Here is a 12,529-nt window from a genome sequence, read left to right on the forward strand (position 1 = left end):
ACCATGGAAGGAAGCATCGCGGCCCGGCCGCTCGCGGCCGGAATGCCGGACGCGCTGGTCCGCACCCTGTCGGAACTCCTCGGAGAGCGGTTCACCCGGAGCCTCGCCGAGCGCGAGCATCACGGGCGCGGCGAGTCCTATCACCCGACACGCCCGCCCGACGCGGTCTGCTACGCCGCCTCCACCGAGGAGGTGTCGGGGATCGTGCGCGCCTGCGCCGCGCACCGGGTGGCCGTGATCCCGTTCGGCGGCGGCACCTCCCTCGAGGGGCATGTCGCGGCGCTGCAGGGCGGCGTCTGCCTCGATCTCAGCCGCATGACCGGAATCGTCGCCGTCCGGCCCGAGGATCTCGATGCGACGGTGGAGGCCGGGGTCACGCGCCACCAGCTCAACGCGCATCTGCGCGACACCGGACTGTTCTTTCCGGTGGATCCCGGCGGCGAGAGCACGCTCGGCGGCATGGCGGCGACCCGGGCGTCGGGCACCAACGCGGTGCGCTACGGCACGATGAAGGACAACGTCGTGTCGCTCACCGCCGTGATGGCGGACGGCACGGTCATCCGCACCGGTTCGCGGGCGCGCAAGTCCTCGGCCGGCTACGACCTGACCCGCCTCCTCGTCGGTTCGGAGGGGACGCTCGGCATCATCACCGAGCTGACGGTCCGCCTCCACGGCATTCCGGAGGCCGTCGCCGCCTCGGTCTGCGCCTTTCCGAGCGTCGAGGCGGCCGTCGCCACGGTGGTCGAGATCGTCCAGTGCGGGGTGCCGATCGCCCGGGTCGAGCTTCTCGATCCCGTGACCATCGCGGCGGTGAACCGCCACTCGGGCACCGCCCTGCCCGAGGCGCCGACGCTGTTCATGGAGTTCCACGGGACGCAGGCCGGCACCGCCGAGCAGATGGCCCTGGTGGGGGCGCTCGCCGAGAATCACGGCGCGCTCGGCTTTCGGACCGCGGCCGATGCCGAGGCCCGGGCTCGCCTGTGGCGCGCGCGGCACGACGTCCATTACGCGGTTCAGGCCTTGCGCCCGAACGGCCGCGTCTGGAGCACCGACGTCTGCGTGCCGATCGCCAGCCTGCCGCGCTGCCTCGCCGAGACGCGGGCCGACATCGACGGCGCGTCGTTCCCGATCACCACGGTCGGCCATGTCGGCGACGGCAACTTCCATCTCGGCCTCATCGTCGATCCGTCGAGCGAGGCGGAACTGGCGGAGGCGGCGGCCCTGAACGACCGGCTGGTGCGCCGCGCCATCGCGCTCGAAGGCACCTGCACCGGCGAGCACGGAATCGGCTCCGGCAAGATCAAGTTCATGGACCTCGAGCACGGCGCCGCGATCGGCGTGATGACGGCGATCAAGCGGGCGCTCGACCCGCTCGGGATCCTGAATCCCGGCAAGGTCCTGCCGGCGCAGGACGGGAGCGACGCGCGATGAGCGACCGCCACGATCGGGCCGCTCCCCCCATGACCGACGCGGTCGTCCTCGTCACGGGCGGGGCCTCCGGCATCGGCCGCGCCATCGTCGACGCGGTCCTTGCCGCCGGCGGACGGGCGATCGTCTGGGACATCGATGCGGCCGGCCTCTCGGCTTGCGCCGCGGCGCACGGCGCGCGCGTGCATCCTGCCCGAGTCGACGTCGCCGAGGCCGGCGCGGTCACCACCGCGATGGCCGAACTGCCTCCGGACTGGGCGCCGACCCACCTCGTCAACAATGCCGGCATCATCGGCCGCCGGATGCGGCTCGCCGAGATGGATCCGGCGGACATCGACCGGGTGCTCGCCGTCAACCTCAAGAGCGCGCTCTACGCCACCCGGGCCTTCCTCGACCGGCGCCGGCCGCATCCCGGCGCCGCGATCGTCAACCTGTCGTCCATCGCGGCCCGCACCGGCGGCATGCCCGGCAACGCGCTCTACGCCACCACCAAGGGCGCCATCGCCTCGCTGACGGTCGCCGCCGCCAAGGAGCTGGCCCCGGATGTCCGGGTCAACGCCCTGGCGCCCGGGGTGATCGATACGCCGATCCAAGACGGCGTGTTCGGCGGCGACCGCGGCCGGATCGCGGAGATCGCCCGCGCGATCCCGCTGCAGCGGCCGGGCGCGGCGGCGGAGGTGGCCGAGGCGGCCCTGTGGCTCCTGTCGCCGGCCTCGTCCTACGTCACCGGCACGGTGCTCGACGTCGCCGGCGGACGCTGAGCGCCGGCCCGCACCGCCACGACCTCACGACAACAACGAAGGGGAACGCCCAATGACAGCCGCCATCGCCCCAGCCCCGACGGAGACGGGGGCCGCCGTCGCGACCGCCCGGCGGCGCCTGGTGCCGTTCCTGGTGCTGATGTACCTCCTGGCCTATCTCGACCGCGCCAACGTCGCGTACGCCAAGCAGGCGCTTCAGCTCTCGACCGGGATCTCGGAGGCGGCCTTCGCCTTCGCGGCGGGCATCTTCTTCGTCGGCTACGCGGTGTTCGAGCTGCCGAGCAACCTGATCCTGCACCGGATCGGCGCGCGGGTCTGGCTGTCGCGCATCATGGTGACCTGGGGCCTGCTCGCCGCCGCGATGGCCTTCGTGCAGGGCGACACCTCGTTCTGGATCCTGCGGGTGCTGCTCGGCATCGCCGAGGCCGGCTTCTTCCCGGGCGTGCTGCTCTACCTGACCTACTGGTTCCCGGCCAGGGAGCGCGCGCAGATCCTCGGCCTGTTCTACCTGAGCCAGCCGCTCTGCTTCATCCTCGGCGGGCCGATCTCGGGCGTGCTGCTCGACCTGCACGGCGCCTTCGGCCTGCACGGCTGGCAGCTGATGTTCGTCGTCGAGGGCCTCGCCGCCTCGCTCGTCGGCATCTGGGCCTATGTCTACCTCACCGACCGTCCCCGCGATGCCGCGTGGATGCCGGTCCGGCAGCAGGCCGCGCTCGAGGCGGCCCTCGCCACCGAGAACGCCGCCAAGTCGGCGCATGGTGCGGTCAGGCTCGGCGCCATCTTCCGCAACCCGCTGCTCCTGCATTTCGCGCTCACCTACTTCGCGATCGCGATCTGCGGCTACGGCATCGCCTTCTACCTGCCGGCGCAGGTGAGTGCGCTGCTCGGCACCAAGATCGGCCTCACCGTGACCCTCGTGACCAGCATCCCGTGGCTCTGCGCCTTCGCGGTCAGCGCGTTCTGGCCCGGCCTTGCCCAGCGCACCGGCCGCCGGCGGCTGTTCGCGGTGGTGTCGCTCCTCTGTGCCGGCCTCGGCATGATCGCCTCGGGCTACCTGCCGCCGCTCGTCGCCGTGATGGCGCTCTGTGTCTCGGTCGCCGGCCTGATCAGCGCGCAGCCGATCTTCTGGACCTTCCCGATGGGCTATTTCGGCGGCTTCGCGGCGGCCGGCGGCATCGCGATCATCAACGCGATCGGGAACCTCGGCGGCTTCGTGGCGCCGAACCTCAAGGTCGCGGCCGAAGGCTGGGCCGGCACCAGTCTGGCCGGATTGTGGGTGATCGGCGGCGGCGCGCTCCTCGCCTCGCTCCTCGTCGCGCTGATCCCCGCCCGGGCCGAACTCGCGGCGCCGGAGGACGAGACCCGCGACGGCACCGTCGCCTCGAAGGGAGCCCTGGCATGACGGCGCGTCCGAGCCCGGCCGCGCGGCTGCGCGCCGCGATGGCGAACGGCATCGTCATGGCGCCCGGCGCGGCGGACGCCCTGACGGCGCGCCTCATCGAGCGGGCCGGCTTCCCGGCGGTCTACATGACCGGTTTCGGCGCCACGGCGGGCCGGCTCGGCCTGCCCGATCTCGGTCTGATGACCCAGACCGAGATGACCGAGCACGCCCGTATCATGGTCCGGGCGGTCGGCCTCCCGGTCGTCGCCGACGCCGATACCGGCTATGGCGGGCCGGCCAACATCCACCGCACGGTGCGGGAATACGTTCAGGCCGGGGTTGCGGCGATCCACCTCGAGGATCAGGTCGCGCCCAAACGCTGCGGTCAGCTCGCCGGGATTCGCCTCGTCGACGCCGAGGAGAATGCCCGGCGGCTGGCCTGCGCCATCGAGGCGCGGGGTGACGACGACCTCCTGGTGATCGGCCGCACCGACGCGCTGCCGGCCGCCGGTCTCGACGAGGCGGTCCGCCGGGCCGCCCTGTACCGGGAGGCAGGGGTCGACCTCGTTTTCGTCGACGGCGTCAAGCGCATCGCCGAGGTCGAGGCGATCGCCCGGGCCGTGCCCGGACCGAAGGTGGTCTCGATCGTCGACGGCAACGAGACGGTCGCGCTGACGGCGTCCGACCTCCAGGCGATGGGTTTCAGCCTCGTCTTCTACGCCCTCAGCACCCTGTTCTCCGCCGTGCGGGCGATGGAGGACACGCTGGCGGTGCTCAAGCGCGACGGCACGCCGCGCGCGCGCGCCGACGCGATGACGACCTACGGCGAGTTCGCGGCCCTGGTCGACCTCGCCGGTCATCAGGCCCGGGCGGACCGGTTCGGCGGCTGATCCCCGGGCGGCGAGGGCGGCCGGATCCGGCCCAGGACCCCGGGGCCGAATTCAGCCCCGGGACCGCCCTGGGATCATTCCGGAAGGTCGTGTCCCCCGGAGCGGTGTCGCGGAGCGGCAGCCATTCAGGGGAGCCCCGGCCCATGATCGAGCCGAGCGGCGGGACGCGCCCTGCCGCGAGGCGACGGACCCCGTCAGCGCAGGGGCACCCGGAAGACGTGGGCCGGCTCGTCCTCTTTCGAGGATTGGCGCGGGATCGCGAGCCCGGCCGCGGCCGTCCGGTCGAGGAGCGCGGCGAGTTCCGCCACCTCCGCTCGCGACAGGGCGGACAGGCCGTAGCGGGTCGCGTAGCGTTCGGCGTCGGCGAGCTGTTCGGGCGTCACGGACGGCGGGGTCGAATCGGGCATGGTCGGCTCCGGGGCGTGCGGGGCGAGATCGGGTTTGCGGGCGCGCCAGGGTGTCGCCGCCTCGTAGGCCTGCGCCACCCGCAGCACCGTCGCCTCGTCGAAGTACCGGCCGACGATCTGGGCGTTGAGCGGCAGGCCGCCCGCGTCGAACCCGGTGCAGAGCGAGAGGGCCGGGTGGCCGGTGAGGTTGAAGACCGAGCAGGCGGTGTCGCGGGTGAAGGCCGGCACCGTCCCGGGCTCGCGCAGGCTCGGCGCGACGTGGAAGGCGCCGGGCAGGAGCAGGGCGTCGACCGAGCGCACCAGCGCATCGGTGGCGAGCGCGAGCCGCCGCCGCTCGCGCAGGGCCGCCAGGTAATCGACGGCCCGGACGCAGAAGCCGGCGGTCATCTTGGTCCGCAACGCGCGGCCCATCAGGGCGCGCCGGGCGAGGAAGTCCTGCTCGTGGATCGAGAACGATTCGGCCCAGTTGATGGTCCAGGCGACCGCCTGGTAGGTCGCGAGCGGGGCGGGCAGCGCCACCTCCCGGAGGATCGCACCGGCCTCTGCGAGCTGCGCGCCGGCCTCCGCGAGCGCCTCGCGCATGGCCGGATCGAGATCGTCGCCGAGGTCGCGCACGATCCCGATCACCAGGCCGCGCACCCCCTCGTGCAGGCCCTTGCGGTAATCGCCGACGGGCGCCGTCGCGCTCGACGGGTCGCGGTGATCGTGGCCGGCGGTGGCGCCGAGCACGATCGCCTGGTCCTCGACCGTCCAGGTCAGGGCGCCGGTATGGTCGAGCGACCAGCAATTCGGCAGGCAGGCGGCGCGGCTGTTGCGCCCGAAGGTGGGCTTGAGCCCCTGCAGGCCGCAGGCGGCGGCGGGCAGGCGGATCGACCCGCCGGTGTCCGAGCCCAGCGCGAACAAGGCGGTCCCGCCGGCGACCGACGCCCCCGCCCCGGTCGAGGAGCCCCCGGTGAAGCGGGCGAGATCCCAGGGGTTGCGCGCCACGGGGTAGGGCAGGTCGTGATAGACCTGCCCGTCGCCGGTGCCGTATTCCCAGGTATTGAGCTTGCCCATCAGGATGGCGCCGGCCTGCTCGAGCCGCGCCACGATGGTGGCGGTCTCCGCTTCCGGCGCACCGCCCTGCATCAGGCGCGAGCCGCCGGTCGTCGGCAGCCCGGCGACGTGGTAATTGTCCTTGATTCCGAACGGGATGCCGTGGAGCGGCCCGCGCCAGCCGCCGGCCATGATCTCGGCCTCGGCCGCCCGCGCGGCGCGCATGGCCCGCTCGGCCAGAACCAGGACGTAGCTGTTCAGGCGGCCGTCGACGGCCTCGATCCGGTCGAGCATCGCCGCGACGAGCTCGACCGGCGAGAGCTTGCGAGCGCCGATCAGCCGGCCGGCCTCGGCGACGGAGAGGTGGTGGAGCGCGCTCATCGAACCGGTGCCCTCTCCCTGCGCCACGGCGTAGCCGCCTCGTAGGCGGCGGCGACCCGCAGGATGGTCGCCTCGTCGAATCGCTGCCCGACGACCTGCCAGGATAGGGGCAGCCCCGCCGGGGTGAAGCCGGTGCACTGGACGAGGCTCGGATGGCCCGAGAGGTTGAACGGCGTCATCGCGGTCTCGACCGTGAAGGCGACCATCTCGTCCTGCCGGTCGAGCCGCGGCGCCACCCGGAAGGTGCCGAAGGTGACGAGCGCGTCGAAGCCGGAGAGGAGCCCGTCGATCCCCTCCGCCACGGCCCGGCGCCGGCGCTGGGCGGCGATGTAGTCGGCGGCCCGCTGCACCGTGCCGCCATGCATCTTGTCGCGCAGGGCCGTGCCCATCAGGGCGGCATCCGTGCGGTACTCCGCCTCGTGGATCGAGGCCGATTCCGGCGGCCCGATGAAGCGCGAGAGCGCGAAGCACTCCGCCGCCGGCACCGGCAGCCGCGTCTCGACGACCGTTGCACCGAGACCCCGCAGGACGTCGAGCCCGGCGTGAAGAGCCGCCGCCATCGCGGCGTCGGGGGCCGGGAAGCCCGGTCCCGGATCGGTCACGGCGGCGAGGCGCAGGCCCTGCACGCCGCCGGCGAGGCGCCGGGGATAGTCCGGCACCGGCACGTCCTCGGTCACCGGGTCGGCCGGATCGTGGCCGGCGATCGCCCCGAGCACGATCGCGGCATCCTCGACCGTCCAGGTGAACGGGCCCGGGATGTCGAGCGACCAGCAATTCGGCAGGAGGCCGTGGCGGCTGACCCGCCCCGGCGTCGCCTTCACGCCGACGACCCCGCAGGCCGCCGCCGGCAGGCGCACCGAGCCGGTCGTGTCCGAGCCGAGGGCGAACATCGCGGTCCCGGCCGCCACGGCCGCGCCCGCTCCGATCGAGGAGCCGCCGGCGAAGCGCGTCAGGTCCCACGGGTTGCGGGTGGTGGGGAAGACGGTGTCGCCGTACTCGCCGCCGTTGCCGGTGCCGTATTCCCAGGTCGAGAGCTTGCCGAGGAGAAGCGCCCCTGCCGCCTTCAGCCGCGCCACCGGGGCGGCGTCGCGGGTCGCGACGTGGTCGAGGCGCAGGCGCGAATTGGCGACCGTCGGCAGGCCGGCCACGTCGTAATTGTCCTTCACGGCGTAGGGCAGCCCGTGCAGGGGGCCGCGCCGCCGTCCCGCCGCGAGCTCCGCGGCCGCGACCCGGGCCGCCGCGCGTGCGCCCTCGGCATCGACGTGCACGTAGCTCGGCATGCGGGCGTCGACCGCGGCGATCCGGTCGAGGAACGCCTCGACGAGGTCGACCGGCGAGAGCGCGCCGGCGGCCATGCGCCGCGACGCCTCGGCGACGGTGAGGCGCCACAGGGGTTCTTCGCTCATGGGGCGGCCTCACGGGAGGAGGGGAGGGGGCCGCTCACGCGACCACCACGGGGGTGAGGTCCTGCAGCCAGCTCTGGGCCTGGACGAAGCCGCGGACGTTCGGCGCGAGCGCCCGCGGATTGAGGTCGTGGACGACGAAGATCCACATCGCGTCCTCCACCACCACTTCGTGGAGCCGTCCCAGCAATGCGTTCTGCGCCACAGGATCGAATTCCTGCTTGGCCGCCTTCGCCAGCTCTTCCGCCTTGGGGTTGTAGTAGTCGCCCCAGTTGAAGCCCGAATCCTTCATGAACCGGCTCGCCGGGCCGATCAGACCGATATCCGGATCCCAGTAGGCGAAGGAATTGTTGATCCCGTGCCGGCCCTTGTTCTCGGGCGCTGCGGCACCGAGGCGGCGTCGGCTGCGCAGGGTCTCCCAGTCCATCACCTCGAACTCGACCGCGATGCCGACATCCTGGAGGTTCTCCTTGATGAACTCGTTCATCGGCAGCGGCTGCATCTGCCCGGAGCCGGCCGGCGAGATGATGATCCGGGCCTTGACCGGCTTGTCCCGGCCGAAGCCCGCCTCGGCGAGCAGCGCCCGGGCGCGGTCGGGGTCGTAGCCGAGATCGAGGGCCGGCTTGCCGAACCAGGGATGGCCCGGATCGACCATGCCCTTTGCCGGCGCCGCGAGCCCGCCGAGCAAGCTCACCAGCCCCGCGCGGTCGATCGCCATGTTGGCCGCCCGGCGCACCCGCACGTCGAGGAAGGGCGAGCCTTCCTCGAAGCTCAGCATGTAGGGCCAGATATGGGGATAGACGTTGGTGACGATCTGCATCTTCGACTGGCGCAGGCGCGGGATCGCGTCGGGGGGCGGTGCCTCGACGAAGTCGACCTGGCCCGACAGGAGGGCGGCGACCCGCGAATTGACGTCCGGCATCGGGATCAGCACCAGCCGCTCGGATTGCGGGATCCGCGCCGTGTCCCAGTGGTCCGGGTTGCGCACGAGCTCGGCGCGCTCGCGGGCCCGGACGCTCTCGAGCCGCCACGGCCCGGTGCCGGAGGGCTTCTGCGCCACCTTGTTCCAGTCGCGGCCCATCTCCTCCCAGCGCGCCGGGCTCGACATGAACACGCTCGCCAGCGAGTAGGGCAGGACCGCGTCGACGACCTTCGTGGTGATCTCGACCGTGCTCGCATCGATCTTGCGCCAGCGCGCGATGCCGCCGGTATAGAGGCTGCCCTGCGTCGCCTGGGGCAGGTCGAACTGGGGTGCGGCCTTGTTGAGCAGCTTGTCGAGGTTCCACACCACCGCATCGGCGGTGAAGGCGGAGCCGTCGTGGAAGCGCACCCCGGGCCGGAGCCTGAACGTCCAGACCCGCTTGTCCTGCGGATCGACCGTCCAGCTCTCGGCGAGGCCCGGCACGATGGCGGCGGCGCGATCGCTGCGCGAGAGGTCCCAGCGCGTCAGGCCGTCGTAGAGCGTGATGCCCATGAAGCGGATGCCCTCGGCGCCCTGGTTCGGCTGGCCGGTGGTGAGCGGGATGTCGCCCGCCGTCATCGCGACCCGCAGCACCCCGGGCCGCGCCTGCGCGTGCGCCGCCCCCGGCAGGCCGAGCGACAGCCCGGCGGCGGCGCCGAGCCTGAGAAATTCGCGCTTGTGCATCCCCGTGTCCTCGCCCGGCGCCTCGACGGTTCCCGTCCGTGCGATCCTCCCGTGCGGCCGGGTTCGCCCCGCCGACTTGTCGTCTCTTGAAGCGTCGGTCGAGCAACCCGCGTGCCAGGCGCTGAGCCGGGGAGGGCAAAAGCGGCGCGGACGGGGAACATCGTCCGGTTGCGCATCGTCACGCCGTCGTCCGGCGCATGCCCGCCCGCGCCGACATGCGTTGCAGGCTCTGACAATCCAGCCCTACAAATGAACCAAAGGCGCGCCGGCCAAGGCCGCGCCGCGGGAGGAAACCATGCCCTCACTCGACCGTCGCAGCGTCCTGCGCGCTGCCGGCACGCTGGCGTTCGCCGCCCCCGCCCTGATCGGCCGGGCCCAGGCCGCGCCCCTGCGCCTGCGCCTGTCCTCGTCGCAGGCGAACGACCCGAAATTCGGCAACGGCCGCGTCTTCTACGACCGGCTCGTCGGGCAACTGCGCCAGGACGGCCTCGACGGGCAGGTCCAGGTCAGCTTCTTTCCCGACAACCAGCTCGGCCAGGAGATCGACGTCATCAACTCGGTCAAGCTCGGCGTGATCGACATGATGGTGTCGGGCTCCTCGATCGCCGCGAACGTCGTGCCGCTCGTCGGCACCTTCGACCTCGGCTACCTGTTCTCGAGCTTCGAGCAGCAGACCCGGGCCTTCGAGGCCGGCGCGGCCCGCCCGATCGAGGAGGCCCTGCTGCGCGGCGGCGGCATCCGCATCGTCGCCTGGGCCTACAATTTCGGCGCCCGCAGCGTGCTCTCGAAGAAGGCGGTGCGCACGCCCGGCGATCTCGCCGGGCAGAAGATCCGGACCCTCCCCAACCCCGTCATCACCGAGTGCCTGCGCCTGATGGGGGCAGCCGCCACGCCGCTCGCCTTCGGCGAGATCTACACCGCGCTCCAGGCCGGGGTGATCGACGGGCTCGAGCACGATCCCCCGACCATGGTGGCGAGCAAGTTCTACGAGACCTCGAAGTTCTACTCGCTGACCCAGCACAACTTCTCTCCGCTGGCGCTCTATCTCGGCGACGCGACCTACAACCGGATGAACCCGGCCCTGCGCGACCGCTTCCTGGAGGCGGCGAAGAAGGCCGCAGCCGAGACCCGCGCGCACGGCCTCGCGGTGGAGAAGGAGGCGCTCGCTCTCCTGCGCGACAAGGGCGTCACGATCGTCGAATGCGACCGCGATGCGTTTCGCCAGCGGGTCGCGCCGCAGATGGAGGCCTTCCTGCGCAGCCGCCCGGAGGCGAGGCCGGTCGTCGAGCAGATCCGCGCGACGGCCGCCTGAAGGATCGCCCCCGATGCATGCTCCCGCCACCCCCGCCCCCGGCACGGGCGACGGGCTCGTCGAGAGGGGGCTCGTCGCGCCCCTCCTCGCCTGCTCCGACGCCGTCGCGGCCCTCCTCCTGGCCGCCGACCTCGTCGTCGTCGTCGGCTCGGTGCTGGCGCGCTCGCTGTTCGGTGCCCCGGTCGAATGGTCGGACGACGTCGCCCGCGGCCTGATGGTCGGGTCGAGCTTCTTCGGTGCGGCCAGTGCGGTCGCCTGGGGCGAGAATCCGGGCGTCGCCTTCTTCGCCGACCGGCTCGGACCGGCGGCGCGGCGGCGCCTCGACGGGCTCGGCGCCGTGCTGGTGGCGCTGATCTCCGGCCTCGTCTCCTACAACGCCCTGCGGCTCGGCTGGCTGACCGCGGGCCAGACCACCGGCTCGGGCCTGCCGCTCGAATGGACCTTCCTGCCGATGGGCGGCGGCGCCCTGTTCATGACGGTCTTCGCCCTCGCCATCGCGGGGCGCCGGCCGTTGCGCGACCTCGCGGAGGCGGTCGGCGCGCTCGCCGTCGTGGCCGCCGGCTTCCTGGCCTGGAATGCGGCGGCGCCGGATTCGCTGCCGGATCCGGGTTGGTTCATGGGGTTCGGCTTCGTCGCCGCCCTCGTCGGCGGGCTGCCGATCGGCTTCTCGATCGCGCTCGCTGCGCTCATCTACATTTGGGTCGACGGCAACCTGCCCGGCGTGATCTTCGCCCAGCAGATGGCCCGCGGCATCGACAACTTCGTGCTCCTGGCGATCCCGTTCTTCATCCTGGTCGGCTACCTCATGGAGGCGAACGGCATGTCGGTGCGCCTCATCGAGCTGCTGCAGCGCCTGGTCGGGCGGATGCGGGGCGGGCTCAACGTCGTCATGGTGCTGTCGATGGTGCTGTTCTCCGGCATCTCCGGCTCCAAGATGGCGGACGTGGCCGCCGTCGGCTCGGTGCTGGTCCCGGCGGCGCGGCGCTCGCGCCAGGATCCGAGCCAGGCGGTGGCTCTGCTCGCCGCCTCCGCGGTGATGGCCGAGACGATCCCGCCCTGCATCAACCTCATCATCCTCGGCTTCGTCGCCAACCTGTCGATCGGCGGGCTGTTCATGGCCGGGCTTATCCCCGCGGCCTTGATGGCGGCGGCCCTGATCGGGGTCTCGATCCTGTTCGGCACCAAGGCGGCGATCGCCGCCGACCTGGTTCCGGACGGCTCGCTGCGTCGGATGTGGATCGGCGCGATCGTCTCGCTCGGGCTGATCGCGATGATCTTCATCGGCTTCAAGAGCGGATTCGCCACCGCGACCGAGATCTCGGCCTTCGCGGTACTCTACGCGATCGTCGTCGGCGCGGCGGTGTTCGGCGAGCTGAGCTGGCGCGGCCTGGCGAAGTCCTTCGTCCAGGCGGCGACGCGCTCGGGCCTCGTCCTGTTCATCGTCGCGGCGGCGCAGGCCCTCGCCTTCGTGCTGACGCTCCAGCAGGTGCCGCACGCGCTCGGCGAGGCGATGGTCGGCCTGTCGCAATCGAGCGGCACCTGGCTGTTCCTGCTGCTCTCGATCGCGATCCTGATCGTCATGGGCTCGGTGCTGGAGGGCGCGGCGGCCCTCATCATCTTCGGGCCGCTGCTGGTCCCGATCGCGGCGCGGCTCGGGATCGATCCGCTGCATTTCGGGGTCGTGCTGGTGATCGCCATGGGGATCGGGCTCTTCGCGCCGCCGCTGGGCCTGGGCCTCTACGGCGCCTGCCTGATCGGCCACGTCCCGATCGAGCGGACGGTCCGGCCGATCCTGGGCTATCTCGGCCTCCTCTTCGCCTGCCTGCTGCTGATCGCCTTCGTGCCGGTCCTCAGCACCGGGCTGCCGCGGCTGCTCGGATATTGAG

9 protein-coding genes are annotated in these 12,529 nt (G+C 72.3%); 6 read left to right on the forward strand and 3 right to left on the reverse strand.

Going from position 1 to position 12,529, the window contains the following annotated elements; genetic code table 11:
• Positions 1-3: 3 nt before the first annotated feature.
• Genes A5481_RS22530 through A5481_RS22545 form a run of 4 tightly spaced genes read left to right on the forward strand, consistent with a single transcriptional unit; the run spans position 4 to position 4,460 of the window.
• On the forward strand, positions 4-1,431 hold the full coding sequence (locus tag A5481_RS22530) for an FAD-binding oxidoreductase (RefSeq protein WP_082173077.1): 1,428 nt from the start codon (positions 4-6) through the stop codon (positions 1,429-1,431).
• On the forward strand, positions 1,428-2,189 hold the full coding sequence (locus A5481_RS22535) for an SDR family NAD(P)-dependent oxidoreductase (RefSeq protein WP_048433623.1): 762 nt from the start codon (positions 1,428-1,430) through the stop codon (positions 2,187-2,189). Before A5481_RS22530 ends, A5481_RS22535 begins: the two co-directional genes overlap by 4 nt.
• A 52-nt stretch (positions 2,190-2,241) precedes the next feature.
• Positions 2,242-3,591, forward strand: a complete 1,350-nt coding sequence (locus A5481_RS22540; protein WP_048433624.1) for an MFS transporter — start codon at positions 2,242-2,244, stop codon at positions 3,589-3,591.
• Positions 3,588-4,460, forward strand: a complete 873-nt coding sequence (locus tag A5481_RS22545) for an isocitrate lyase/PEP mutase family protein (protein WP_048433625.1) — start codon at positions 3,588-3,590, stop codon at positions 4,458-4,460. The genes A5481_RS22540 and A5481_RS22545 overlap by 4 nt, the downstream gene beginning before the upstream one ends.
• A 194-nt stretch (positions 4,461-4,654) precedes the next feature.
• Here the strand turns inward: A5481_RS22545 and A5481_RS22550 are convergent, their stop codons facing one another.
• Genes A5481_RS22550 through A5481_RS22560 form a run of 3 tightly spaced genes read right to left on the reverse strand, consistent with a single transcriptional unit; the run spans position 4,655 to position 9,331 of the window.
• Positions 4,655-6,283 (reverse strand): amidase, encoded by a 1,629-nt coding sequence (locus tag A5481_RS22550; RefSeq protein ID WP_064504317.1) that lies wholly within the window; start codon positions 6,281-6,283, stop codon positions 4,655-4,657.
• Positions 6,280-7,689 (reverse strand): amidase, encoded by a 1,410-nt coding sequence (locus A5481_RS22555; RefSeq protein ID WP_053082338.1) that lies wholly within the window; start codon positions 7,687-7,689, stop codon positions 6,280-6,282. The genes A5481_RS22550 and A5481_RS22555 overlap by 4 nt, the downstream gene beginning before the upstream one ends.
• A gap of 34 nt (positions 7,690-7,723) precedes the next feature.
• Positions 7,724-9,331: an ABC transporter substrate-binding protein gene (locus A5481_RS22560; RefSeq protein WP_048433626.1), complete on the reverse strand. Its 1,608-nt coding sequence runs from the start codon at positions 9,329-9,331 to the stop codon at positions 7,724-7,726.
• Positions 9,332-9,626: 295 nt separating this feature from the next.
• Between A5481_RS22560 and A5481_RS22565 the strand changes: the two genes are divergently transcribed.
• Both A5481_RS22565 and A5481_RS22570 read left to right on the forward strand, forming a co-directional pair.
• The gene (locus tag A5481_RS22565; RefSeq protein ID WP_048433627.1) at positions 9,627-10,643 is read left to right on the forward strand and encodes a TRAP transporter substrate-binding protein; all 1,017 of its coding nucleotides are present in this window, start codon (positions 9,627-9,629) and stop codon (positions 10,641-10,643) included.
• Positions 10,644-10,656: 13 nt separating this feature from the next.
• The gene (locus A5481_RS22570) at positions 10,657-12,528 is read left to right on the forward strand and encodes a TRAP transporter large permease (protein ID WP_048433628.1); all 1,872 of its coding nucleotides are present in this window, start codon (positions 10,657-10,659) and stop codon (positions 12,526-12,528) included.
• Position 12,529 lies beyond the last annotated feature (1 nt).

The organism is Methylobacterium platani (assembly GCF_001653715.1).
In the GTDB taxonomy this organism is placed as follows: domain Bacteria; phylum Pseudomonadota; class Alphaproteobacteria; order Rhizobiales; family Beijerinckiaceae; genus Methylobacterium; species Methylobacterium platani.

Bases quoted from the DNA above. Each gene is read 5' to 3' on its own strand.
- A5481_RS22530 (WP_082173077.1), top strand. From the start codon at position 4: ATGGAAGGAAGCATCGCGGCCCGGCCGCTCGCGGCCGGAATGCCGGAC.
- A5481_RS22535 (WP_048433623.1), top strand. From the start codon at position 1,428: ATGAGCGACCGCCACGATCGGGCCGCTCCCCCCATGACCGACGCGGTC.
- A5481_RS22540 (WP_048433624.1), top strand. From the start codon at position 2,242: ATGACAGCCGCCATCGCCCCAGCCCCGACGGAGACGGGGGCCGCCGTC.
- A5481_RS22545 (WP_048433625.1), top strand. From the start codon at position 3,588: ATGACGGCGCGTCCGAGCCCGGCCGCGCGGCTGCGCGCCGCGATGGCG.
- A5481_RS22550 (WP_064504317.1), bottom strand. From the start codon at position 6,283: ATGAGCGCGCTCCACCACCTCTCCGTCGCCGAGGCCGGCCGGCTGATC.
- A5481_RS22555 (WP_053082338.1), bottom strand. From the start codon at position 7,689: ATGAGCGAAGAACCCCTGTGGCGCCTCACCGTCGCCGAGGCGTCGCGG.
- A5481_RS22560 (WP_048433626.1), bottom strand. From the start codon at position 9,331: ATGCACAAGCGCGAATTTCTCAGGCTCGGCGCCGCCGCCGGGCTGTCG.
- A5481_RS22565 (WP_048433627.1), top strand. From the start codon at position 9,627: ATGCCCTCACTCGACCGTCGCAGCGTCCTGCGCGCTGCCGGCACGCTG.
- A5481_RS22570 (WP_048433628.1), top strand. From the start codon at position 10,657: ATGCATGCTCCCGCCACCCCCGCCCCCGGCACGGGCGACGGGCTCGTC.